This is a genomic window from Falsiphaeobacter marinintestinus (assembly GCF_007923355.1).
GTDB lineage: Bacteria > Pseudomonadota > Alphaproteobacteria > Rhodobacterales > Rhodobacteraceae > Phaeobacter_A > Phaeobacter_A marinintestinus.
In genome coordinates this window covers 17,423-42,573 of record NZ_VOGO01000020.1, presented here as the reverse complement: position 1 = coordinate 42,573, position 25,151 = coordinate 17,423, and the positions used below count along the sequence as shown (strand labels likewise).

19 protein-coding genes and 2 pseudogenes are annotated in these 25,151 nt (G+C 56.9%); 6 read left to right on the top strand and 15 right to left on the bottom strand.

Annotated features, from left to right (window positions below; translation table 11 throughout):
* Window positions 1–3: 3 nt before the first annotated feature.
* The 10 genes from FOY56_RS22580 to FOY56_RS22535 all read right to left on the bottom strand — a co-directional run bounded on the left by FOY56_RS22580 (window position 4) and on the right by FOY56_RS22535 (window position 10,378).
* On the bottom strand, window positions 4–864 hold the full coding sequence (locus FOY56_RS22580; RefSeq protein WP_146348418.1) for a glycosyltransferase: 861 nt from the start codon (window positions 862–864) through the stop codon (window positions 4–6).
* A complete protein-coding gene (locus tag FOY56_RS22575) occupies window positions 864–1,385 on the bottom strand; it encodes a glycosyltransferase (RefSeq protein ID WP_146348417.1) in 522 nt (173 codons plus the stop codon). The genes FOY56_RS22580 and FOY56_RS22575 overlap by 1 nt, the downstream gene beginning before the upstream one ends.
* Window positions 1,386–1,403: 18 nt before the next feature.
* The gene (locus FOY56_RS22570) at window positions 1,404–1,877 is read right to left on the bottom strand and encodes a glycosyltransferase family protein (RefSeq protein WP_146348416.1); all 474 of its coding nucleotides are present in this window, start codon (window positions 1,875–1,877) and stop codon (window positions 1,404–1,406) included.
* 161 nt (window positions 1,878–2,038) lie between these two features.
* Complete coding sequence (locus tag FOY56_RS22565) at window positions 2,039–3,244, bottom strand: glycosyltransferase family 4 protein (RefSeq protein WP_146348415.1); 1,206 nt, start codon at window positions 3,242–3,244, stop codon at window positions 2,039–2,041.
* The gene (locus tag FOY56_RS22560; protein ID WP_246139569.1) at window positions 3,241–4,173 is read right to left on the bottom strand and encodes a glycosyltransferase family 2 protein; all 933 of its coding nucleotides are present in this window, start codon (window positions 4,171–4,173) and stop codon (window positions 3,241–3,243) included. Before FOY56_RS22560 ends, FOY56_RS22565 begins: the two co-directional genes overlap by 4 nt.
* 15 nt (window positions 4,174–4,188) lie before the next feature.
* Window positions 4,189–5,520, bottom strand: coding sequence for an O-antigen ligase family protein (locus FOY56_RS22555; RefSeq protein ID WP_146348413.1), 1,332 nt, complete (start codon window positions 5,518–5,520; stop codon window positions 4,189–4,191).
* Window positions 5,521–5,522: 2 nt separating this feature from the next.
* A complete protein-coding gene (locus tag FOY56_RS22550) occupies window positions 5,523–6,587 on the bottom strand; it encodes an acyltransferase family protein (protein WP_146348412.1) in 1,065 nt (354 codons plus the stop codon).
* Window positions 6,588–6,597: 10 nt separating this feature from the next.
* A complete protein-coding gene (locus tag FOY56_RS22545) occupies window positions 6,598–7,860 on the bottom strand; it encodes a Coenzyme F420 hydrogenase/dehydrogenase, beta subunit C-terminal domain (RefSeq protein WP_186766447.1) in 1,263 nt (420 codons plus the stop codon).
* The gene (locus FOY56_RS22540) at window positions 7,857–9,107 is read right to left on the bottom strand and encodes an oligosaccharide flippase family protein (RefSeq protein WP_146348410.1); all 1,251 of its coding nucleotides are present in this window, start codon (window positions 9,105–9,107) and stop codon (window positions 7,857–7,859) included. Before FOY56_RS22540 ends, FOY56_RS22545 begins: the two co-directional genes overlap by 4 nt.
* 2 nt (window positions 9,108–9,109) lie before the next feature.
* Complete coding sequence (locus FOY56_RS22535) at window positions 9,110–10,378, bottom strand: polysaccharide pyruvyl transferase family protein (RefSeq protein WP_186766446.1); 1,269 nt, start codon at window positions 10,376–10,378, stop codon at window positions 9,110–9,112.
* A 277-nt stretch (window positions 10,379–10,655) separates the two neighbouring features.
* Here FOY56_RS22535 and FOY56_RS22530 point away from each other — a divergent pair, with 277 nt between their 5' ends.
* Complete coding sequence (locus FOY56_RS22530; RefSeq protein WP_186766445.1) at window positions 10,656–11,618, top strand: polysaccharide biosynthesis/export family protein; 963 nt, start codon at window positions 10,656–10,658, stop codon at window positions 11,616–11,618.
* Between the two features lie 97 nt (window positions 11,619–11,715).
* On the opposite strand, the gene FOY56_RS22525 is transcribed toward FOY56_RS22530, so the two are convergent.
* Together FOY56_RS22525 and FOY56_RS22520 are read right to left on the bottom strand one after the other, a co-directional pair.
* Window positions 11,716–12,603 carry an NAD(P)-dependent oxidoreductase gene (locus FOY56_RS22525; protein ID WP_146348407.1) on the bottom strand — a complete coding sequence of 296 codons (888 nt, stop codon included), beginning with the start codon at window positions 12,601–12,603 and terminating at the stop codon, window positions 11,716–11,718.
* A gap of 56 nt (window positions 12,604–12,659) precedes the next feature.
* The gene (locus FOY56_RS22520) at window positions 12,660–13,430 is read right to left on the bottom strand and encodes an SDR family oxidoreductase (RefSeq protein ID WP_146348406.1); all 771 of its coding nucleotides are present in this window, start codon (window positions 13,428–13,430) and stop codon (window positions 12,660–12,662) included.
* 136 nt (window positions 13,431–13,566) lie between these two features.
* Between FOY56_RS22520 and FOY56_RS22515 the strand changes: the two genes are divergently transcribed.
* From FOY56_RS22515 to FOY56_RS22500, 4 genes and pseudogenes are all read left to right on the top strand, one after another.
* On the top strand, window positions 13,567–14,595 hold the full coding sequence (locus tag FOY56_RS22515) for an L-idonate 5-dehydrogenase (RefSeq protein WP_146348405.1): 1,029 nt from the start codon (window positions 13,567–13,569) through the stop codon (window positions 14,593–14,595).
* Between the two features lie 325 nt (window positions 14,596–14,920).
* Window positions 14,921–15,946, top strand: coding sequence for a hypothetical protein (locus FOY56_RS22510; protein ID WP_146348404.1), 1,026 nt, complete (start codon window positions 14,921–14,923; stop codon window positions 15,944–15,946).
* A gap of 407 nt (window positions 15,947–16,353) precedes the next feature.
* Window positions 16,354–20,220 carry a M10 family metallopeptidase C-terminal domain-containing protein gene (locus FOY56_RS22505; RefSeq protein WP_146348403.1) on the top strand — a complete coding sequence of 1,289 codons (3,867 nt, stop codon included), beginning with the start codon at window positions 16,354–16,356 and terminating at the stop codon, window positions 20,218–20,220.
* A gap of 242 nt (window positions 20,221–20,462) precedes the next feature.
* Window positions 20,463–20,675: pseudogene (locus tag FOY56_RS22500) on the top strand (helix-turn-helix domain-containing protein); the annotation flags it as partial.
* Between the two features lie 155 nt (window positions 20,676–20,830).
* Here FOY56_RS22500 and FOY56_RS24010 read toward each other — a convergent pair.
* The 3 genes and pseudogenes from FOY56_RS24010 to FOY56_RS22485 all read right to left on the bottom strand — a co-directional run.
* Window positions 20,831–21,193, bottom strand: a pseudogene (locus FOY56_RS24010) (transposase); the annotation flags it as partial.
* A 157-nt stretch (window positions 21,194–21,350) separates the two neighbouring features.
* The gene (locus tag FOY56_RS22490; protein WP_146348400.1) at window positions 21,351–23,303 is read right to left on the bottom strand and encodes a mechanosensitive ion channel family protein; all 1,953 of its coding nucleotides are present in this window, start codon (window positions 23,301–23,303) and stop codon (window positions 21,351–21,353) included.
* A gap of 169 nt (window positions 23,304–23,472) precedes the next feature.
* A complete protein-coding gene (locus FOY56_RS22485; RefSeq protein ID WP_146348399.1) occupies window positions 23,473–23,853 on the bottom strand; it encodes a helix-turn-helix domain-containing protein in 381 nt (126 codons plus the stop codon).
* Between the two features lie 192 nt (window positions 23,854–24,045).
* Here FOY56_RS22485 and FOY56_RS22480 point away from each other — a divergent pair, with 192 nt between their 5' ends.
* Complete coding sequence (locus FOY56_RS22480) at window positions 24,046–25,059, top strand: helix-turn-helix domain-containing protein (protein WP_146348398.1); 1,014 nt, start codon at window positions 24,046–24,048, stop codon at window positions 25,057–25,059.
* The last annotated feature ends 92 nt before the right edge of the window (window positions 25,060–25,151 follow it).

Here is a 25,151-nt window from a genome sequence, read left to right as displayed (position 1 = left end):
TCCTTAACCAGATACCACAATTCGGCTGCTGTCGTCGCGTTCCCACTTGCCTGCACCCGAGGCGCGACCTTCCAAAACCAGCGAAAGGCGAACGGCGACTTTTAGTCCCGAATAAATCAAAAAATCTGCCCACAGTTTGGGGTTTGCGATCACTTCCGACACAAAGGCCGCGCGACCGCCAGCCCCGGATGTCTTCGGTCGCGACAAACCCATCGCAGCCAGTTCGCGTGTTCCGCGGGTCGACCGTTTGCGGACTTTGAACAAATCACCAAGCTGCCGGGGCGCGCGCGCCACAAATTCGACGTTCGACACAAAGGCCTTTTCAGACGGCTGAAAACAGCGGCTGAAGTATTCGTCATCTGCGATCAGATCCGGCAATGGCAGAGCCCGGTTAAGCGCCCCACGAGCCACAGCGAACAGCCCACCGAACTTACCATCTTTCAGGTACGGCCTGCGGGTCCAAATCTCGTAAAACGAGCGAACACTGCGACTGCATCCGTCCAGATCAATGGACATGCGGCCATAGCTCGCCAAAGCACCACCCGCCTGAAGCGGAGCAATAAGCTGGCGGATCGCGTCCGCATCAACACCAAGGTCAGCATCCAGAAACACAACAACCGGTGCCGCCACGTGATCCAGCCCCATGCGCAACGCATTGGTTTTGCCTGGGGTTTTGGTTTCAAGAACCACCGCGTCTGGGGCGACCTTACGGGCAATTTCTGCCGTGTCATCGTGGCAAGCGTTCGCGATCACGATGATCTGAAATTCGCCCGACCGCATGTCGCAAGTCAGACGGCTCAGGGTCTCGCCGATTACGGTAGCCTCGTTATAGGCAGGAACCAGTATGGCGGCACGCGGCGTCATCACGCTTCTCCGAACGTCAGTGTTCCGCCCAGCGACCCACCAGCAATGAAATTACTGATTTCGCCGACAAGACGACGGTGACCGTCGGAAATGCCTTCGCGAAGCTTTTCCAGCGGGCCTGCGCCCAATTGTTTGTCCAGAACTGAGGACAGGGTCTGTGCGTCCTGCACAATTTCAAGATTGCTCAGATGCGCGAGATTCTGGACGGTGGCCAGCTGATGGTCGTTGCGATGCTCGCCCAGATCGGCACGGCGCGGCATAACGATGACCGGCTTGGCAAATTCGACCGCCGTCAGGATCGATCCCATGCCCGCATGGGCGACCAGAACGTCCGCCTGCTGGACCAGTTCGCGGAACGTCGAACCATCTACGAATGGGCGGGCATCAATGCGTGGTGAGCTGACAGTGGTTACACCAGTTTGTGCGATAATCTGTTCACCCGGATTGGCGAAGGCCCAGTCATCGATGGCGGCCAGCAGACGATCAAAGGGAAGTTGGGTTCCGACGGTCACGAAAATCATAGCTACTCTCCTTACAGATTACAGGACGGACCCAATGAAATTGGCCCCGGTCTTTTCGGCCACCGACGGCCATTGGGTTACAAGCTTGTCAGCATGACGTTTTGCCAGATGCGCCGACAGCGACAGTTCGTTGGCGTTCGCTATGCTGTCGATGAACATCGTGCGTGCGCCGATCAGTTTGGCCATCCGGATCGCCAGATATCCCGGAGCCGCGCCGGTCGAGATGACAACGTGCGGGCGGACTCTCAAAACGATCACCGCAATCTGCAGCGCCGACAGCATCAGTTTCAGTTTGGTGTCCCGATTGGCATCCTTGAAGGTGTAGAAAGGCGCTGGCGCAACTTGTGCCTTGGCTTTCGGATCGACCGTGGCGAAGTGAACATTGCTATTCGCAAAGGCAGGACGCAACCGCAGCAACTGCACCCAATGCCCGCCGCCCGATGCGACGGCCAGAACGCGGTGTTTCTTTGCTGTGTTAATCTTGCGTTTCATGGTCAGCTCCAGAAGTATTCGTTGTCTGGACCTGTTTTAGAGGGTGTATCAAAACGACATCAGACCCGCAAAAGCGCAATGTCACGCGCAATGGAAGAGCCGGATATCCAAAAGGATAGTCCGCCTTGCCCGGATGGGTTGGAAACGTGTTCTGATTGTGGTCAAAGGATGGTTTTATATAGCGCTAAGAGTGCTTTAGCCTTTGCGGGCCACAGTCCTTCGCGGGCCACTTTTGCCCGGGCGTTACGTCCTAGATTCGCCCGCAATTCCGGATCACCGACCAAGCGGCGGACCGCATCGGCGACATCCTGGCTGAGAGCGTACGGCGTCGTCACCGACAGTTTCACACCACAGGTGTCATCGACGATCCAGTCAGGGCCGCCCCGCCGCGCCGAAATGATCGGCAAGCCCCACCGCATTGCTTCGTACAAAACGCCGCCCGCCGGTTCGCGGAAGCTGGGAAAGGCGAAAACGTCGGCGTCGCGATACAAGTCTTCCACCTGCTCTCGCGGAATGCGCCCAAGAAAGGTGACGCGGTCAGCCACACCCAGACGGTCGGCCTCTTGTTTGCAAAGGTCGACTTCTTCGCCTGCTCCGGCGCTGGTCAGCGTGATGCCGGGCCGGTCCTTGAGCAACGCCAAAGCCCGCACCACATCGCGCAGTCCCTTGGTGCGGACTGCGCGCCCGACATGCAGAAGCTTCAATTTCTCGGTACCATCCTGCCTTGTCACAACGGGTGCCACGTCATCTATCCCGAGTTCCAATACAGGTTCGAACCGTTTCAGCGAAATATCCCCCAAAACGTCACGCATATAGGGTGCCACACCCAGAACAATATCGGCCTCGCTGTAACTACGGCGCAACCAGGGATCATTCGACAATCGCCATTTATCCATCACCCGCAAGCGCGTGTACCATGCGGCCGCCCCCATTTCCGACTTGAACCCCTGCGGCGTTTCGAGCGCGCCGCCGAGTGGCCCAATGACGTAAGGTACACCGCAACCATACAGGGGTGACGCATAGCGGGCTGCCTGAGGCATAAGTTGGTGCGCGACATCAAACACCGTTCCGTCTGCCTTGGCCGCTTTTATCCACTTGCGCACATGTCTGCAGAACACCGGCCAGGCGGGCTTTAGCATTGCGTTCAGACGTTCGTTGCGCGTTGCCCATGTCGGCTCGGGCCACGTCACAACGCGGGCTTTCGGCAATTGTTCGGACAGGGGGCGGCGCCCTGCCCGCTCGAATGACAACACCGTCAGATCGACGATCTCGGCCAGCGCTTCGGCCCACTTGAAGGCCACAAAAGCCTCGCCCACATCGGTCCCATCCACGTTGGGCGCAACCAGCAGAACACGCAACTTTGTCATTGTGCCATCTCCGGCCAGGTTTGGAAGGACGCCGCAACCACGCGGCGGAAGTGTTTTGCACGTTCACGGGCCCGGTCACGTCCCGACAGGCTTGCCAAAGACCAGGCCACCGATCGAGACAGGTTGAACCCGGCAAGCATCGTCCAGCAGGCCATCCCGGCCAGCAAACCGCCATGCTTGCGGTGCAGCCGCACGGTGCCTTCGGTCAGCATCACGTCACGCTTGTGGTTCAGCTTTTTGACCGATCCGCCGCCAAGGTGTGTGATCTCACCGACCGGGGCCAAAACCAGCTTCCAGCCCGCATCCCGAAACCGTCTGCACCAGTCGGTCTCTTCGCCATAAAAGAAAAACCCTTCGTCCAAAAGCCCGACGTCTTCCATCGCTGAGCGGCGCACCAACATGTAACAACCCGACACCACGTCGATCTCGCGTTCTGTTTTTCGATCCCACTGGGTCATCTGGTATCGATCAAAGAATGCAATTTTGTTCAGCTTCCAAAGCCCGGTCGTCATCAGGGCAAGGTTCAGCAAGCTGGGGTACCCACTGCCGGTCATCTGCAACGTTCCGTCCGAGTTTAAAACTCTGCACCCCATGACGCCAACGTCTGAACGTGTTTCCATAAACGCACAGGACTTCTCAAGAACATCGCCATGAACCAAAGTGTCCGAATTCAGCAACAAAACGTACTTGCCCTGCGCAACCCGCAAAGCCTGATTGTTGGCAGCCGCAAAACCGCGATTGTCAGAGTTGCGGATCAGGTTGACCGGCGGAAACTCAGCCCGCACCATATCCTGCGACCCGTCTTCCGACGCATTGTCGACCACGAAAACCTCGGCCCTCAGATCGCCAAGTCCTGCAAACACAGATGTCAGGCAATCGCGCAGCATGTCGCTGGTGTTCCAATTGATAATGATGATCGACAGATCCATCGGTAACATTCCCACTCAGAAAAAACTGTGCCGGCGACGCCGGGTTTTCTTGGGCAGCGGCTTGTCCCCGCCACCTTGTTCAAGCCGCTTGGCCTCGCCGCGGCGCATCGATTTCGCCTCGGCCATCCATGCCCCGGAGCCGATCAGGAACATGAACAGAACGAACAAAGAGTTCCACAAATGCACGGTCGCCGCTGCCACCGTGATGCCGAACAATGTAAAGCCCCACGCCCGGCGTGCATTGTTGAATTTTTCCGGCATGTTTTTCTTGGACGCGGCCACAATCACCATACCAATCATCAGCCCAAACAGCATGAACCATGCCGGCAACCCGTACCGCACCGCAATCAGCAGCCAGAAGTTATCCATGCTGTCGGACATCCAGACGGGGCGAACCCAGTCGCCCAACCCAATCCCGAATATCGGATGCCGCGCAACCTCGGCCGTTCCGTAGTTCCAGATGTTGATGCGGTTATAGGCGGACTGTGTCGAGAAGGTGAAATAGGTCACAAACACATGGAACGGCGTTCGGTTCGACATAAGGTCAATCCACAGATAGGCCATCGCGAAAAAACCGAACAACGCTTTCCAGCGCCCCTGCACACCTGTCAGGACGCGCTCCCACCCTGCAACGAACATCTGCATCGCCAGAACAACGTAAGGTCCGCCCGACCCCGAGATGAACGTCGCGACGACAACACCAAGGGTTTTTGCCATGCCCTTTTTGTTTTTGAAGCTTCTCTCCGCGACGATGAAATAGGCGAGCGAAAACGCCGACGCGGAGAACACACCGTACAGAATTGGGTGGTCAAACGGGCCAAAGGCGCGTTCGATCCCCATGCGTTTGTCGATATAGGGCGCTCTGGGTCCACCCAGCAATTGTGCTGCTGTATCGCGCAGGATGTGCCATTCAGTCAGGGCTTCGGGAATTGTGAACACCAGCATGCCAACAACAACACCGACATAGAAATTAGCGAAGGCTGCAAAGTCTTCGTAGTTTCGGATATACAGACGCCCCATCAAGTACGCGCCCATGAATTCGATGACGTAGATCCCGCCGCTTTCGACCCCTTGAGCAAACCCGCCCCATTTGATCAAAGCAAGCGTCGCCCAGAATGAATGGCCAATGACCAGACCATCAAAGATCGTGAACTTCCCGGCCTTTCCCGAGAGAAGCTTGAAAAACATCGGTAGGAAAAGAACGATCAGGACGGCGCGATAGGCAGAAAACCGAAGACCGCCTGCCGTCACCGACACGTTCGGTGGCAGGAGGATCCCGATAAAAAACAAGGCAACGGGGATTGAGACCCCGAACCAGGTTTTCTTCTTTTTCCTGCTATCGCTCATCCTCAGTTGACCCTGACACCATCGGGCAACGGGCGCGAGAGTTTACGTGTCAGCGACAGCGCTGGCTTTTCGACAAGCACCCAACTTGCGATGGCAAAGGGGATGACGACCAAAAGACTGGCACCTGCCAGCATTAACGGCGTCATCGGGCCAAAAACATAGATGACCATCTGCGCCACCGGCCAGCCATAGACGTATATACCATAAGAGATATCCCCTTTTAGCCGCAGCTGTGGCAACCTGTACGCCAACAGACACATCCAGTATCCCAACGCGATGATGAAAACCGGAAGCACCACGTGAGACGTCATGGTGAAGTATGCACCTAAGGCCAGTGCGAAACCAATTCTCCATGACAGGATCAGCCACACCCGAACATGCCAAAACAAGGCACCGAAGAAGAAGGACAACAGCAGAGGCGACATCACCGACAATCGGTACATCAGCGCGTTTCCGGGTTCCGCGTTCAGAATGTCAAAATACCCCCAAAGCCCCAGTATCAAAGACCCAGCAATGACCCATCCCGCAGCATGGCGCAGCAAGCCAAGCCACACAGCCCCGGCGAAAAGCGCATAACAGGCAACTTCATAAAACAGCGTCCACAAAGGTCCATTCACCGCGCCCGCATAGGGATTACCCGCAAAGGCGCCCTCCAGATTGTGCTGCAAAGACACCAACGACAGCCCCCGCAGGACATATATCACGGCCTCGGCGATACTGATCTGCGCACCGCAGGCGACCGCAATCAAAACAGTTACGACCAAAGCTGCCAGCAAGCCGGGGAACACCCGCAAGGCGCGAGCCCGAATGAACATCATCGGGTGGGATATCGTCCGATCGGCACTTGCCGTGACCAGCATCCCTGACAGAAAGAAAAAAATCAGAACCGCAACCCCGCCCAGTGACACGCCAAGCATATGCTCCAAAGGCTCCACCGCCCCAGGCCCCAGCGCCAACGGCCAGGCATGGCTGATCACAACAGCCGACGCCGCCAACAGGCGCAAAAGATCGAGGTTGTTGTTTCTGCCGCGCAAAAGCGCTGCATCAAGGGTCAAACGGGGAACCATGGGACACACTTTACACAGGAGTGATATCAACGGCGCGCCACAGTCGGCGACGGACAATGCGTTTCAAAGACCCGGCCACGGACTGTGCTTTGCGTTTCAGGGAAAGGTGCGATTTCCACAAATCAAAGCTGTTCAACCCAGTATCCTTCGGAACCGGCATTCCCGTAAGGTGCATCGCAAGGCGGCGGCCAAAGACAGATCCGCGTGTATCCAGCAGGTTGGGTTGCGCCTTGGCGATCAGGTCACGGTCGCGCGGTTCAGCAATCAGAGTTCCATTGGCAATCGCCGCTTCGATAATGCGAACACCACGTTCGGTACGGGCCACGATCAGCGACCGACCCGGGTCGGTGTTGCCTTTGGGCGGGTTGTGCCACGGGTCCCCGACCGAAATGTCAGCGAACTCTCCGGTATGGTCAGCGCAGATACTGCAGCGCCATTTGCGACCGGCTTGCAGAACCTGGCCCCAGCCTTCGCCATACGAGATGGCGTCGCTCTTTTGCAGGCTGCCGTCGGCATCGCGCCATGTGGCCTGCATCGTGCCGGGCCATCCGTTACCGCGATACCGCAGATCGGTCAGAGCGGCACCCTTCGGCACAGACAAGCGGTCCAACAGGGCTTCGGTCGCGGCCAAAGTCGGCGCTCCGGCGCAGAAAATTCCGATGGTCACAGCGATCTTGTCGTCAAGGTATTCATCTTGATTGGCCGCCTTGCGAACCGATGCGACATCACAGGGCTTGCCGATAAACGCAAACCGCCCCGGGGTTGCGGCGATTTCTGCCAAACGTTCACCGGGCGACGCCTGAGCATATCGCGACCCCGCACCGCGCAGCATATCCTCGCGCGATTTGCTGATCACTGACCGGTTCAAACGCGGATCATCGTCACGTTGGGCGACATGGGCGACACCGTCAGCTTCCCCCGCCTCGATCAGAGCCAGACCAAGCGCGGTCACCGCGCCGCCGCTGGACCCACGATGGCGGATCTCTTCATCAGCGGCCCACCCTTCCCAGATTTTCAGCACAGGACCCCAGTCACGGTCTGTTTCGTCCTTCGCCGGTAAAGACGCATGATCGGCCCCTGCCCCGGCGCACAGGTTGATCGCCTGATTGGCGGCGTTGAGACCCGCTTCGGTTTGGGCAACAATCGGGCGACGACCATTCGTGACATCGTCTACCATGCGGATCAGTTCCGGGAAGCGGCCAGCACACACACCGCAACCGGTGCACAAATTGGATTGAACGGTTTGGGTGATGGGATCGGGTGAATGGGTCATGCGAAGACCTCCGATTTTGTAGATGTGCCGCATTGGGCGGAAAGACAGTTTTTGAGCAAGAACCAGGCACGCAATCCGGCCATCGCCTCGCCCACCACAGCTGCTAATGCCAGAGCGTAAAGAGGAGCCCCCGCCATCGCCGCCATCAAGGCCGGAATAATCGCCAACGCGCGTAGAATGTTTCCGCGCAAAGGGATCGACGTTTTTCCAAGGGCCAGAGCCAGTTGTGACACCGGCGTGCGTGCGATGCGGATCGCCGCAGCCAACCCCAGCGCCCAGATCAGAGTTTGGTCAATCACGAATGCCTGGCCATAGACGAGGCGGATCACCGGTGCGGCCAGAATACCAAAGCCGAGCAGGAACACAGCCGACAAAGCAAGGTATGATTGCAACGCCGGCCTTGCTGCCTGTGCCAGATTGCCTGCCGCAATGGCGCGGCGGAACTTTGGAGCAAGAAGTGACCCCGCGGCCCGGCCTGCGATCTGTGCGGGTAGCAAGGCCAATTGCAGCGCAACTCCGTACAAACCAAGCTCGGCCCAGCCATAATACCCGGCGACGATCAGTCGGTCGGCCTGAAAGGTCAGGAACAGAAGCCCGGCGTTCAGGATCAAAGGCGCCCCGAAGGTCCAGACGCGAACGGCACAATCACGCTCTAGCAGCAAACGATACCGGCGCTCGGCAACAAGATGCGACAGCAGGAACTGGGCCGCAACCTGAACCACGATAATCCCCAAAAGAGCGCGGTGATCGCCGATCAATGCGGCGAAGACCGGGGTGACGCAGATCATGACAATCGCTGCTCCACCATCGACTATAGCCAGACCGCGATAGTCAAAGTGACGCTCACGACGGCGGTAATCGAGATGCACAAAACCCCGGATCAGCGGTACGAGCGCAAGCAACGCATAGCTGGCAACAGCCGGGCCATCGCTGAACGCCATCGCCAGCGGCACCGCCAAGGCCAACAGAATGATAGCCAGCGCCAAACCGCGCAGAGCGGTGATGCCCTGCAAGTTGTGCTGCAGACCGGGGTCGTCCCCATCATGAGACTGAGCCAGAAGCCGTTCGATCGAAACGTCGCTGGCCATTTCGACCAAACGCAACGCCAGCGCCAAAAGCATGACCTTGCCCAGTTCTTCCGGGCCAAGCAGGCGCGCCAGAATGACAGAGCGCGCCAAGGCGGCCAATTCATTGGCCAGCGGCACCGACCAAGCGGCGGCGCGGCCTTTTATCGTGGCGGACTTCATGATCAATCTTCCAGCGCGCGGATCGTTTCAACGATCCCGTCCATCTGCTCAGATGCCCGACGGAACACGCTGGCAAGCTGCTCATCCAGTTGCTCGCGGGTCGCAAGGCGGCGCGAAAGGCTTTCGCGAACAGCGGCGGCGATGCCCTGTGCATCGTAACAGCGCAAGTCAACCACGTCCTGTTCCAGACCGCATTGGGTGAAAACACCTTCCGCCTTGTCACTATAGCCCAGCCCCAGCGTTGGGACACCCGACGAAAATCCAGCAATCGTGGCATGCATTCGGGCACCGGCGAACCAGTCGAACTTGGAAATCACCCACTTCAGCTCGGTCGCGCTGAAGGTCTGTGGAAGGGTTGCAACACGCCCCTCATAGTCTTGGCCCAGTAGGGCTTCCAGATTACGACAGGCCTCCCAATCGCTTTCGGGGTCGCCTTCGGGGCGGATGACATGCGGCACCAACACCAACTTCATAGCCGGATCGCTGTCCAGAATGGTGCGGGCGGTTGCCAGCAGTTGTTTCGGGTGCGGGTCGGCCAATCCAAAGCTTTTCTGAGCGGTTTCAGGATCAAGGCTCAGCAAGCCACTGGCGTTCAGCCCGGCAACAGGAGTCTTCGGATCGGCCAGCCAATCAGAGATCTGCACAGGAAGCGCCTTTGAAGGGGCGACTTTGGGCAGCAATACGGCCATGTCGACACCCAGGTGATGGCGCATCGGATCAAAGTTATCGCCAAGCGCATCCTTCAGAAACTCGTAACTGCGCTGATCGCGCACCCAAATGGCATGCGCCTTGGACAGAATGTCGACTGCCTCGGCCTTTTTCGCCGGATCACGAAACGGGCCAAGCGTTTGAGGCAACAGGATCAACGGGCGGCCATTGTCCAGCGCCAGACGCTTGTTCCGGCACATCGCCTGAAACCGCTTTTCCCCGTAAAGATCTGTAAAACTGTCTCCACCGCTGACATCCAGAACCGCGCGAGACGCCAGAACGGTCTCGGCAGCGACGTTGCCCACCCCCCCCATGCGAGCCATCGCTCCAACGGTGCGCAGGCAATCTCCACGCCAAATCCGGCGGGTGTTCGACAACCCGATCAGACCGATTTCAGCGGCGTTGGTTCCAAGATCCCAGTTTTCAACGCGACGTCCGCGGCCGTGATCGGCAACGTCGATCACGCTGATGCCACGCTCGCGGATCCCGGCGACGGCCGAATAGCACAAGGCACTGACGCCCTGATTTCCGGTGTTTGGGGCTGCTCCTAGCAAAGTAATCATACGGTTCTCACAGTTTTTTGGCGTAACGGGTTTGCTTGGATTGACCATACGGGCATATGACGCGATGAATAGCGGACAGAAGGCTAAGGAATTGTCCATGGGGTTTGGGGCGCTACTCAAAAGTATCTGGCGACCAGGGTATGCTATCCTTTTGGATAGTTCAGTGTTTTTTCACTCTGACAAAAAACCTATACTTTTAGGGAGCCGGCCGCTTCTTTCGATTATGTGCGCTGTTTTTCTAATGGGATGTGAGTCCGAGCTTCTGGACAAAACCGGGATGTTCAACGACGGCGTCGTGGACCGACAGCGCGTTGTTGCGAACCCCGGTGTACCATCGAAGGCCAGTGGCTGCCGAACGTCGAACAAATCATCTGGCAACATCAGTGGCACCGCGCCGCAACACAGCTATCGTGTTGGCCCCGGCGATGATCTGAAGTTCAACATATTTGGCGAAGATGGCATGTCCGATATCGTCGCCCGCGTTGATGGCGCGGGCTACGTACAGTTGCCGATCGTCGAACTGGTGCAAGTCCGAGGCATGACGACCCGCCAAATTCAGCGAGAGCTGAAAACGGCCTATGAAGAAAACTTTGTCAAACCATGGGTGACCGTTGAACTGGTCAATGCCGAAAGCAACCCGATCTATTTCCTGGGCGAATTCAAATCTTCAGGTGTTCAATATCTGGAACAACCCCGTACATTGCTCGAAGCGCTGGCTTTGGGCGGTGGGCTTACACCGGATGCGTACCTGCCCGGAGCACGACTTTTGCGCAACAATCAGGTTTGTATCGTCGACCTGCACGGTCTTCTGAAAGAAGGCCGGTTTGAATACAACGTCTATGTCAATGGCGGCGATGTTCTGTTCGCCCCGCGCAAGGAAGACATGCAGGTCTATGTGCTTGGCGCTGTTGAGAAACCCCAGTCCGTGCCGTTTGGTGCCGAAGGGCGTACACTTCTTGAAGCGCTGTCTATGGCGCAAGGACCGATCAAGAGCAAAGCGCTGCTTGGCGATGTGCGCATCATCCGCAGCTATTCGACTGTCGAAGGCGAACTGCTAATCGTAGACGTCGAAAAGATGCTGGAAGGCCGCGCGCTGGATTACCCGCTGGAACCCGGTGATGTTATCTATGTGCCGCAAAATGGGCTTGGAAACTGGAACGACGCGATCGATACGATCCTGCCAACGCTGGAGTTGATCGGCGGCATCGTGACACCGATTGTTCTGATCAAAAGCCTGTAAACCAATCAGCGAGACCAAACTCGCCCGGAAGGAATTTTTCGCGAAAGAGTCTTAAGTCACGATCTGTGCGCTGGCCGGGTTCGCTGTACCTTCGCAGTCATTCCGGAAATGTTGTTTTGGCCCCGTCGAAGAATTCCATCACCGCTGCCTGATCTTCGCCACCAAGCCCCGCGGCGGTCAGCATACGGTGAATTTCAGCACATAATGCCGTCATCGGCATCGAAGTTCCGGTCTGACGCGCAAGATCGTTCACCGTGTTCAGATCCTTGACCATATTGTCGATACGACCGGTGCGCCGATAATCCTTTGTGGCAAAGCGCGGCAGGTACTCTTGCAGCAAGGCGCTGTCAGCCCGTCCCCCCTTCAAGGCCTGCGGGATTTTGGCCACATCCACACCGGCATCCATTGCCAGTTGCGTGGCCTCGGCAACCGCCAGAAACCCAAGACCACACAAAACCTGATTGATCAGCTTTGTGGTCTGCCCCGCACCGGATGGCCCCATATGGGTATAATTCGATGCCACATGACGCAGAGCCTGATACGCTTTCTCGACATCCTCGGCCTTACCGCCAGCCATCAACGTCAGGTCTCCGGTCAGTGCTTTCGTCACGCCCCCGGACAAGGGGCTGTCGACCCAAGCCAACCCGCGCTCTGACGCCTTTTCGGCTAACACGCGGGTGGCGTCCGGTTCGATCGAGGACATATCGATGATGATCGTTCCTGGAGCCGCTCCATCCGCAATACCATCGGTACCAAAAGCCGCCAATTCGACAATGCTGGAAGAATTGAGGCTCGTGATCACGAAATCAGCACTCCGGGCAGCCTCAGCGGCAGACCTCGCAGAACTGGCTCCTTTTGCGACCAAAGCTGCTACCCTTTCGGCATCCAGATCGAAAACGGCAAGGCTGTTCCCGGTCTGTAAAAGCCGCTCTCCGATTGCGGCGCCCATAACCCCCGCTCCGACCAGACCGATCCGTTCGCTCATGTGAGTGCCTCCCAGAGACGAAATTTCGACAGCCCCGAGTACCGGACGTAACGGGTTTAAAGCGAGGCGGTGATACCGCCATCAACAAACAGGGTGTGGCCGTTGACAAAACTCGATGCAGGCGACGACAGGAACACGCAGGCGCCCACCAGTTCCTCGACGTTGCCCCAGCGTCCTGCTGGCGTCCGTTTTTCCAACCAGGTTGTGAACTCAGGATCCGCAACAAGCGCGGCGTTCAGTGGCGTATCAAAGTATCCCGGCGCGATGGCATTGCACTGTACCCCGTATTTGGCCCAATCGGTTGCCATCCCTTTGGTGAGGTTCGCAACCGCACCCTTGGTCGCCGTATAAGGCGCAATCCCGGGCCGGGAGAGTGCGGTCTGAACTGAGGCGATATTGATGATTTTGCCCGCACCGCGTGCAATCATATGGCGCCCGACTGCTTGCCCGACGTGAAAAACACTGGCGATATTGGTCTGAAGCAGGCGTTCGAACGCATCTGCGGGGAAGTTTTCAAGCTCGGTCCGGTGCTGCATTCCTGCGTTGTTCACAAGGATGTCTATCGCGCCTGTTTTTTCTTCAAACCCGTCGATTGCGGCGCGAACAGCTTCGTGATCGGTCGCGTCAAAGGTCAAGGTGTGAACCGTTGCACCTTCGTCAGCAAGAATCTTCGCCGCCGCCTCCAGTTTCGCGGAGTCGCGCCCATTCAGAACGATCTCGGCCCCCGCATTGGCCAACCCGCGCGCCAGGGCGAACCCGATGCCCTGAGAAGACCCTGTCACCAGAGCGCGACGCCCGGTCAGAGAAAAGAGGTTTACCGTTTGCATCGTGACACCCATTGACCAGCCTGAATTGTGACGGATAACTTGTTATCGTTAACACACCCTGTCAAGCGGGGAGTCTGCACCTGTCACCCCCAGAACACCCCGTCTTGCAACGGCGCCAGCCCCCCTTGAGGTCTCCATGAAAACAGTCACCGTTCACGACGCCAAAGATCTCAGGATTGAAACCCATCCCGCGCCGGAACCCGGTCCGGGTGAAGTCCTGATCCGGATGCAGTCTGGTGGGATCTGCGGGTCGGACCTGCACTATTATAATCATGGCGGCTTCGGAACGGTTCGCCTGCGGGAGCCGATGATCCTGGGTCACGAAGTGGCTGGCACCGTCGCGTCGCTTGGACCGGGAGTTGAGGGCCTGACACAGGGGCAGCTTGTTGCCGTTTCTCCATCGCGCCCCTGCGGCGCCTGCACATATTGTCAGAACGGCGCGCAGAACCACTGTATGGACATGCGGTTTTACGGGTCGGCCATGCCCTTCCCCCACATTCAGGGCGCGTTTCGCGAATTGTTGGTGGCCGACGCCAGCCAATGCGTGCCCGCAGATGGTTTGACCAGTTCCGAAGCCGCAATGGCCGAACCGCTGTCGGTTGTACTTCACGCGGCACGGCTAGCCGGTGACCTAATGGGAAAACGTGTGCTTGTGACGGGCTGCGGCCCAATCGGCCTTCTGGCCGTTTTGGTTGCGCGGCAAGCTGGCGCGATCGATATCGTCGCCACCGATATCACGCCGTTTACCCTTGCAAAGGCCCAGAACATTGGCGCCGATACCGTGGTCAATATGGCCGAGGATCCTGACGGTTTGCAGGCATTCACCACCGACAAAGGGTACTTTGACGTGCATTTCGAATGTAGCGGCGTTGCTGTCGCCCTGACCGCCGCCGTTCCAGCGATGCGACCGGGCGGGACAATCATCCAGTTGGGATTGGGCGGCGACATGACGCTGCCTGTTCAAACCATGACGGCCAAGGAATTGATCATTAAAGGGTCGTTCCGGTTTCATCACGAGTTTCCTCTGGCCGTCAAAATGATGCAGACGAGGCGACTTGATGTGTCGCCTCTGGTCACACATGTCGCGCCAATGGAGAATGCCTCTGAGGCGTTCGACCTTGCGTCAGACCGAAACCGGTCCATCAAGGTACATCTGTCGTTTTAGGGTTCGACGGGCCGATGAAAATCGCCCTTCGGTAAGCCCCCAAACCATCTTGATGTCTCCGGCGGCATGTGCGGACCCTTTCAATCTTAATAATGGTGTAGACGGTGGAAAAGCGACGCCTCCATTTTTAAATTCCGATAATCCCTTCTTGGTTTTGAGCCCAAGGTGCCCCGTCAAAACATTTGGCTTTTTGCGGTTTTGATTTTACGCTTTTGTTGGAAGAATTGTTGGGCGGCACCAGTCCCCCCTCTCGCGGGCAGAAATACGCTCGATATGCAGTTTAAAACAGTTTTCGGGTTTGTAGTTTGCAGGATAGGATTCAGATATGATGCTTCGCTTTGCGCTCCCGCTTACAATACTGGCTCTGCCAGCTCTTGCAGATTTGCAGGACAAGTCAGCCTGCCGGGCAATCGTCGAAATTTATCCCGGAACCACGCTCGGTCGGCTGGCAGACAACTATTTTGGCGATATCAACTATCGATACGCCATTCTTCTGGCCACCAATGCCCGCTCCGGACAGGGGTTTGATTTTATTTCTGACCCGAACACTTTGCCGATTGGAAAGTCACTGTGCATCCCTCAGATCACCGAGGCAGAGGTCGAAAAGAACCGCTTTCTGACCTATGAAAAAGCCGTTACCGACATGGCTTTGCCCTATCCGTCCGAGGTTTCATCCGACCTTGATGGAATTGTTACCACTCAACCAGCGACCGTCGTCAGTTGGGTGCGCTCGGATCAGGCACTGGGCCCCACCGGCTGGTCTAGCAAGGTTGGTCAAACCATACAGGTCAGTGGCCAGACCTGGGTCACACTGGTCCCGCATCTGCAAGAATTTTGCCAGACCTATATCAAAGACCGCGGCGTAGACGGGCCGGCTCTTACACTGCGCCTGCAACAGCGCCTTGGACTTGCCCCGCAAAGCGCTCAGACGCATTTCGTTGAATTCGAAGTGGAAAACTCCAGTTCATATGATCAGATTTTTCGACCCTGCGTTGATCCCGATGTGTCGACAAACACCTGTAAGTTCGGCGCATTCCCAAACTGTTCGACTTTGAAGATCGACAGTGGCACGGCAGAAGAGCGCGATGCCACCTTAGACGAAAAAGCCCAATGCGCCCGGCACTATAGCTTTTTTACGGGTCAGTATTATCATTCTTACGGGATATCACTGCCGACCGAATTTCCGTGGACATCGCTGGGTTATACCTTCGATTGGGCGCATCAACCCGTGGGTGTCAGTGATCAGCCGTCGTTCATTCAATATGGGGAAAGCGAATATGTTCTGCCCAAGGGCGCGGCCGTGACCGTCAAATCTGTGACACCAACGCTTGAGTACTGCAAACCCCGCTAGGATCAGGACTCGCAAACAGAAATCAACTATTGCAACGCAGGTGCCCTTAGCCCCATTGGATGCGCTGCTCTAAGTCTTGTCTGGTCTCCAAAACATCGCACCGTCTATGCGGCATCCTTCGATAAGCCCATGTCAGTGGACAATGCACCCTCAAAGCCGGTTCTGTTGACAGATGCTTTGAGGTGCTCAGATTTTGGCAGGGGTCAGGATGGCATGGGTGCGAGGCGACATCATTCGGAAAACAAGACATTCTTGTCCGTGTTTCAGCCAACACCCTGTCCTGCGGCCATTGTTCACCCAGTAAGTTCGGGACTCGGGATTCTAACTCTGTTAACGGTTTGGGACCGCCCTCTGGCGCCAAACTGTGCGTTTATTGTTCGCACATCCGCTGCGATTGGAACGACCCAATGCCGATACATATTTCTTCAGGTTCCAACCAACAAACTGCAAACGATCTCACAATTGTCACAGAGCCGGTCGAAGACCCAGGTGTTTTCGCGCTCAGTATTCCGGGCGATTCATCGACCACTGAAACCATCGCGGACGGAGAAACCCGCTCTGAAACGCTGGAAACGACAACCGACACGGATTGGTTCAGGATCGAGCTGAACGCTGGGGACCAGATCAGAATTGAAGTGACCGGCGTGGATCATGACGCCGGAAACGGTCTGGACGCGCTGGTGAACCCATATGCGGTTTTTTGGAATCCCATCGATGGCAGCCTTTTCCATCAAGGCGACGAAGGATCTTTAAAGGCAGGACTGCCCGTAACCGTATCAACCAGTGGCACCTATTTTATCGAGGTTGGCAGCGCCATTCTGGGCGGCACGCCTTATGCCGGAGATTACGAACTGGAAGTATTTTTGGTTCCACCCCCTGCTGTCCCCCCGCCGGGACCGCTTGAAGCGATACAAGGTGAACATCGTTGGAGAACCAACGATCCCTTGCTTATTTATTTCTTACCCGAAGACCTGCTGGTCGGCGGCTTTACGACGTATGAAACGGCAGTAGACCAACAAGCCAGAATCTGGGACCTGATTGAAGGGGTCGAGACCTTTCTCGACATTGAGTTCCAGATCACAACTGACCGGGCCCAAGCGGATATCGAAATTGGCATCACGGATCTTGACGGAAATACGACCGGCTCGGCCCAGTTGCCCCCTGATCCTGCGTGGCCAAGCACGAAATACCTGCTGCTCGATTACTATTACGTCGGATCCTCGGTCATAGGCCCCAACGGACCGGCGATTGGATCCCTTAAAGCGGGAGAGTTCGGCACCGCAAATGTGTTGCATGAACTGGGGCACATACTTGGGTTGGGACATACCCATGATTCATCGGGTGAAACGACCAATTTGCAGGGTGTTACCTCATTCAGCGACACGGGAGATTTCGGCCTGAATTCCCACGCATATACGGTCATGAGTTACAACACACCATCGGCCTTTGGGGCTGGGATAACCGGGCACAGTTTGGGGTACGCCGCCTTGGACATTGCTGCTTTGCAAAACCTTTACGGGGCGAACACCACGCATGCGGCAGGTGATGATATCTATGATCTGGATGACACCAATGCCACCGACAGTGGGGCCGGGTATATGGCGATCTGGGATACCGGTGGCACCGACATGATCCGCTATACCGGCACAAAAGACGCTACCATCGACCTGCGCGCCGCAACGCTGCAATACGAGAACGGTGGCGGCGGGTTCCTGTCCTATGTGGATGGGGTCAATGCCGGTCGTACCATCGCCAACGGTGTGATCATCGAGAATGGCACCTCCGGGTCGGGCAACGACTGGATCTATGGCAATTTCCGCGATAATTTTCTGAACGGAAACGAGGGTGAAGACACGCTGCTGGGTCTTGCCGGAAATGACAGCCTGCGCGGAGGTCCTGGTGGCGATGTCCTGAACGGCGGCGCTGGCGTCGACTTCGTGCTTTACGACGACTCCGGTGTCGGTGTGACGGTGGATCTGACGGAAGATGGTGGCGGCTTTCAGTCAGCCTCTGGCGGCACGGCAGATGGCGATGTGATCTCGGGGTTCGAGAATGTGTATGGTTCGGACCATGCCGATGATCTCACCGGCAATACCGGGGCCAACCAGCTGATCGGAGGTGCCGGGGCCGACACGCTGCGTGGCGGTGACGGCGATGATCTGCTGCGCGGTGATGCCGGAGCCGATGTGCTGGAGGGTGGCAATGACTCTGACTGGGTGCTGTATTACGGCTCATCTGCCGGGGTGACGGTGGATCTGACCGAGGTTGGTGGCTTCCAATCCGCCTCGGGCGGCGACGCTCAGGGCGACGTGATTTCAGGCTTTGAGCATGTCTGGGGGTCGGATCATGCGGATGATCTGACGGGCAACGCCGACGACAATTACCTGCTGGGCCGGGATGGTGACGATGATCTGGATGGCGGCGCGGGCGATGACACCATGCGCGGCGGGCTTGGCGGCGACACGCTGGAAGGCGGCGACGATACCGACCTGATCGCTTACAACACCTCGACAGCCGGTGTGACAGTTAATCTGACCGAGGTTGCGGGCGTCCAGTCGGCGTCAGGCGGAACGGCGGATGGCGATGTGATATCGGGCTTCGAAAACGTGGCCGGTTCGGATCACGCTGATGTTCTGACCGGAAACGACGGGGCCAATGTAATGCTGGGTCTGGACGGCGCCGATACAATGGATGGCGGCGGCGGCGACGACATCCTGCGCGGTGGCGCGGGTGCGGACACGATGGAAGGCGGCACAGGCAACGATTGGGTTCAATATGCCGGATCAGCATCAGGTATAACTGTGGACCTGACCGAGGTTGCCGGGTTCCAGTCGGCCATTGGCGGCGATGCCGACGGCGACGTGATTTCCGGGTTCGAACATGTCTTCGGTTCAGATCACGGCGATGATCTGACCGGCAACGACACGGGCAACGTGCTGATCGGTGGCGACGGGGATGACATGATCAACGGCGGCCTGGGCACCGATTACCTGCGCGGTGATGCGGGCGCGGACGGTTTCATGTTCAACACGGACCTTGCCGACAACATTGACACAATCGCAGATTTCAGTGTGGGCGAAGATACCATCCACCTGAACAACGCGATCTTTTCCGGACTGGAAGTCGGCGCCCTGGCGGCCTCGGCCTTTACTGCAAATCTGACGGGTGAAGCTGAAACCTCGGACACGCGGATCATCTATCAGACGGACACCGGCAACCTCTACTACGATACTGACGGCCTGGGCGGCGCAGCAGCCGTGCAGTTTGCAACCCTGACCGGCACCCCTGCCCTGACGCAGGACGACTTTGTTGTGGTTGAACTGATGATTGACATCGCAAGGCTGGCCGATGATCCGTATGAATCAATCTACGGTCTTCGGGACGACACGTCCTCACGTGGGGTCGATTTGGCTGGTGCTTTGATCACCGCCACATATGTGGATGGGTCCAGTGAATCGCTAACATGGCAGGCCCTGGATCCATATACCAATGGCGGTGTTACGGGCGCGGATTTCAGCATGTTCTTCGGCTATCAATCGCATGAGTTGACGACCAGCAAGCTTCTGACATCGCTGCAAATTGACCTTGCGCCCTCTGGTTCAGTGTTCGATTCGACCGTCGTCGATGAGACGGACGGTGACTATGCCGGGGGCTCGACGCCGGGTTCGAAATTCGGTTTTTCGTTTGAGGTTTCTCCTGAATACGACGTATTGGCAGGGACTGTCACCGCAACCTATTCAGGAATTGTGAACCTGGTCGGAAGCCCGGCGGATGGCGACCTATACACAACGATGATCATCGATTTCTCAGGCCTCTCTGGCGGCGGCTTCCGTGGCGACCTGAGCTGGAACTCGGACATCGACACGATGGAATACCTTGGTGACCTGATGCCAGCAGGGACCGACGCTGCATTGGCAGGCGAAGATATCCTAACTGGCACGGCAGAAGCAGACTTTCTGAATGGTTCGACTGGGGATGATATCCTGATCGGATTGGCCGGGAATGACGTTTTGAATGGCGGTGCCGATGCGGATGAGTTCGTTCTTGCCGACGGGTCGGGGCATGATGTGATTATCGATTTCGACGTCTCAAGCGGCGATTTCCTGAACATATCCGCGTTCGGCTTTGATGATTTGACTGCCGTTCTGACCGCTTCAACGGATATTGGGCCTGATATGGTCATCGCATTGGATGCTGACGATAGTGTGACACTGATTGGCATCAATCAGGCGGATCTACTGATTGACGACTTCTTGTTGCACCCCGCAATCTGATTGGAAAACTCTGCAAGAATGCGGCCCGGGATCCTATGTCCGTCATAAGAGTTTATGGAACCAAGAGCGGCATAAACTAAGTGAGAATATGGTTTATCTGGTTGGTTTGATTATGCGGCGCGTTGGATGCGATCAGCAGTAGATCAAAAAACGAATTGAAAGTTCTGTATTAAAACAGAAGCTTGCATGGAGGATGCTAAGTGGGAAACCACTATTCTCACCTGAGTTAGGAAGAACATCAAAGGATTGCCGAGCGGCTTAAAGCCAAACTACCTGTCGCACAGATGGCGGATCAGCTGGGTCGTGATGCCTCAACGATCTATCGCGGCATCAAGCGGAATCGATACATCGACACCGAACTGCCCGAACTGAACGATGACTACGCGGTAGGTGCTCAGGACATTTACGAATGCGCCCACGCCATTCACCGAAAGATTAACGTTTACCTGCAGTGATCAGCCCCACCTGAGTGGTCCAGTTTGAATGTTAATGCATGATTGGCCTGGGTTCATCGGAACGATGGTTTCTGGTACCGGCGGGCGGTCACCAACAGGTTTAGAGGCCCCCTTGGCTTTCGCAGATGACGTTCTACTTCTCCCGGGAGATTGAATTCGCAATGCGCTGTCGGGCAATGGCTCATGACGCCCTTGGTTCGGCTAATCAAGCGTCCACGCCCCCCTTTTGATGCCCAGGCTGCACGCCGTGCGGTGGATCTTCAGATAGGTGGCGTCGATTATTGCGGTCTTCTTCTCGCCTTACTCGGCAACCAGTACCGCCATCATCTGGGCAAAGATGCCCTTGTCATTCCATCGTTTGCAGCGATTGTTCAGGGTCCTGTGTGGCAGAATTCTTTTGGTGCATACCGCCAGCGCAACCCATTGCGATTGATGAAGACAATCACACTCGGAATAGGTCGGCCATCGACTTGCGGATTGCCGTTGGGCTTCGGGAAGAGTGCGCCAAGACGCGCCATCTGCACATCGTTCCAACTGAATATAGACGTGACATCGTTCTGTTTTCACATAGTGATTCACGTCGCCACTCGGAAAACAATGAGTCCTGACACTACTGAAAGCCAAGGCGCACATATCATTAGCCTAGTTTGCGAATATGGGACAACGTCAGATTTTCTATTGGTTGGTTTTTGGATCCAAAAGTTTGTCCAGATCCGGACTTTGCGACTGATCCGCCGAAAGCATCTCACCACCTTCAGCGAAGTCCTCATCAGTGGCAAAATAGTCAGGAGAGCCAGGTGGCGGATACTTTACCTTGCCGGAAAACCTTTCAAGTGCCGCACTGGAAAAGCGTGGAAACGGTAGCTCCCGTTGTCGGCGCCAGCGTGCGACTTCCTGATGCGCTTTTTCTGTTCTTGCCGCATCCAAGCCGGTATCGCGGCTCCAGTAGAGTGTCTGCGACGGGAACGCAAAAGCAGATCCGGACGCATCCACAATCTCGCCAATCCGCATCAGAACGTCTTCTCTGATGGAATAGAAATCGTTCCATTCTCGTGTCTTGGCATGAATGCGCAGGTCAATATTCAGCGATGACTCGCCATATCCGACAAAGCGGACGCGGATCGTTTCAGGTTCGATCCGCGGATGGGCATGCAGCATTTCGCGGATTTTCGCCAGAACATGCCGCAGTTGTTCCATGTCGGTTTCAAAACGCAGCCCCAGCGCCTCGTGGATCAGCATCGTGTCGCATTGCGCCCAATTGACCAGCTGCATGTCTACAAACTGAGCGTTGGGGATGGAAATCCGGGTCCGGTCAATCGCGCGAATCTGGGTGGACCGCACGCCGATTTCCTCGACCGTTCCGGACGTGCCGCCAAACGTGCAGAAATCGCCAACCCGCACGGGCTTGTCTATGAACAGGATGAAGCCGCCGATCAGATTTTCAAGTGTAGGGCGAGCTGCCATTGCGACCGCAATCCCACCAATGCCGAACCCGGTGATCACGCTCAGCACCGGCACGCCCAGTTCGGCTGCACCATACCCGAGTATGAACAGGCCACCGATCGCGCCGACAACCCGTCCGGTCAGCCAGAACAGGGCGTCATCAAGGCCGCTTGTGTTGCGCGTGTCATGGACGATTGTTCCGAAGAACACCTTTGATGCCAACCAGACGGACCAGGCGGCCGCCGCATAAAACACCGCTACTAGGCAGGTCTCGGAAATCTCGAAGAAGCGTCCGGACGTATTGATCTGCAGGGAGAACAGGTATCTGAGCCACAGGACCATGGCCATGATGCCAAGCGGGCTGAGCAATCTTAGGCGCGCCAGCTGCACCGCATCGCTGGTCAGCCGTTGCGTCAGAAGCGTATGCCACGCACGCGCCACGAAATACACGGCCAGCGACGCGGTCAGTACAAGAAGTATCTTCCACGCTGGGGTATCCAGAACCGTTCTGGTCAGGATATCGGGCATACGCTCGATCACCGAGGTGGGGATCCATGGTCCGGCCAACTGGCGCCCCGTGCTGACCCAGGATTTGAGGGAAACAGAGGATCGAAGCGGCAGTTTTCTCAGTCCCGCAAGGAACCGCGGCGCGCTTTGAACAGTGTCTGCGGAAAACAGGTATTCACCGGCGCGGTCGCCCTGCGCAATTTCAACGATACGCAGCGGAGTGCCGGGCAAACGGAACCCGGTGGTGGATTGATCATCAAGCGTGTCAGTTCCAGGAAGGACCGCAACGTTAATGGGTTTCACACGCCCTAAGATGTCCAGAAGGGACAGGGCCGTTTCCGTCCCAACCTCGCGACGCGCGGCCAGCGGCACCTGGGACAGGTCGATCAGGGCCCTGATTTCGTCGATAACAAAAGTAACCCGGGCTGCATTCACCCTGTCCTGTTGTTGCCAATATGCGCTCAGGGACGCTTCCAACTCATCGCGCAGGCGGTACATGGAATGCAAAGTGCTGCGCGGGCTCTCTGTACGGATTGGGGCGACTTCCGCGATTACAGGGTCGTCTGTCGCCCTGCCAGGCGCGCTGGCGACTAAATCCTGGGTCGCCATCTGCGCCAAACCCTGGGATGCGCCAAAGACCACGACAAACGTCACGAGCAGGAACCTGAAGATAGCCATGTTTTCTCCTTCGGATCAGAAACGCATTCGTCGAGCCCAATTCGCGCGCGGTGTAAATTGATTTGCGCATGCCCGCAGGCAGCACCGGACCTTCGCCACCATGAATAAAGATGTGGAGCCTCCGTTTTGGTCATTTGGCGCCAACACGGGGATTGCCGTTATGCTGTTGTCAGTCGCGGCTTCGTCGGTTCGCGGCGCCGCAGTTCAGGTCCCCTGACAGGTTTTCGCGCCACTTCCGGGGCGTCTGCCCGGTCCATTTTCGAAAGGCACGGCCAAAATTGCTGGTGTCTGTATACCCGACGCGCACCGCGATTTCTGAAATGCTCATTTCCTCGCGCAACAGCAACTGGAACGCTGTCTGTCGCTTATACCGTTCAACGATCAGCGAAAATGTCGTGCCGTTTTCCATCAGGGTTCGCTGCAACGATCTGGGGCTCACGCGCAGTGTTTGCGCGACCTCCTCCAGACTGGAACAGCCGGTGAGCGCCGCGCATCGGATGGCGTGCTCAATCGTCTGTAAATTTTGTTGAGAGTTCATGCGCTGGATCAATGTGGTGCCTTTAGGAAACTGTCACTGATGCCGCCAGCCTCGCATGATGGCACGTGGTTTTTTGGTCCGTCTGCGCCATCCGGGGTGCTGTTCCGGGTTGGCGCGAAATGACCAAAACCGATCAAAAAAAGTGATAAATGTGGACGAATTCCACAATCGCAATATCATCAGCTTTGGGGTAAAGGGGGGAAGATGGAAAACATTTCGGCATGCAGGGCGGCCTATCTGATCCCGTTCATCGAGGTTTTGCGCGACATCGGCACGCCGGTCGAACGGGAACTCGAGGCGGCAAAACTGCCCGTGCAGGTGGAAGAGACACCCCAAGATTTCATCAGCAATATCCTCGCGATGGAGTTCCTTGGCCGAAATGAGCGTCGCGAAGGACTCGACGATCTTGGCTGGTTGTGGGCGCAACGTTTTTCGGCGTCGACCTTCAGTAACGAACTGACCGAAGCACTGCGCCCCATGCCCACCGTCAAGGCGCGACTCGATGGTCTGGCCAAGCTGATCAGACTGGAAGATTCCGACACACGGGTCGGCGTGATCAAATCCAATGGCACGGCCGAGATTTTCTGCGACGGCGCCCCGCCCGAAGGATTGGGGGGCGTCTCCATCTCGGAATGGACCCAGGTCATGGTGCTGATCGAGACAGTGCGCAGTATCACTGGCAGCAACTGGTCCCCCGACGAAATCCGGTTCAAATCGGATTTCGACGTTTGCGATGCCGCGCGACAGGCCAACCCCAGAACGCGCTTCATCAAGACATCGAACCACACCTCGATCGTCGTGCCCGCGTCGGTTCTGGCGATGAGCAAACCGATCTCTGCCCTGTCATCATCGCCCGAGACCGCGCTTACCCTGCCCTGCGCGCTCGATACGGCGGGCAATCTCAAACGCCTGTTGCGTCCCTATCTGCGCGAGACGGCGCCCAAGATCGATGTCCTGGCCGAAATCGCTGGTACAAGCCAACGAACGCTGCAACGCAAACTCAAACACGAAGGCGTCAGCTATTCGCAGCTGATCGAAACCACGCGGTTCGAACTGGCGACAGAGATGCTGGTCAATCCTGACATTCAGCTAATCGATGTTGCGATGACGCTTGGCTATGAAAACCAGTCTAATTTCGGGCGCAGTTTTCGGCGTATCGCGGGGATCAGCCCGGGCAAATATCGCCGTGCTTTGCTTTCTCAGAAATATGCGGCCTGAACTGGCGCGATCTGACCAAACCGACTCTCCGGCTCTATCCATAAAGATGACGCGACGAAGCAAATCGTGCCTGCATGTGCAGGCATTCTGCT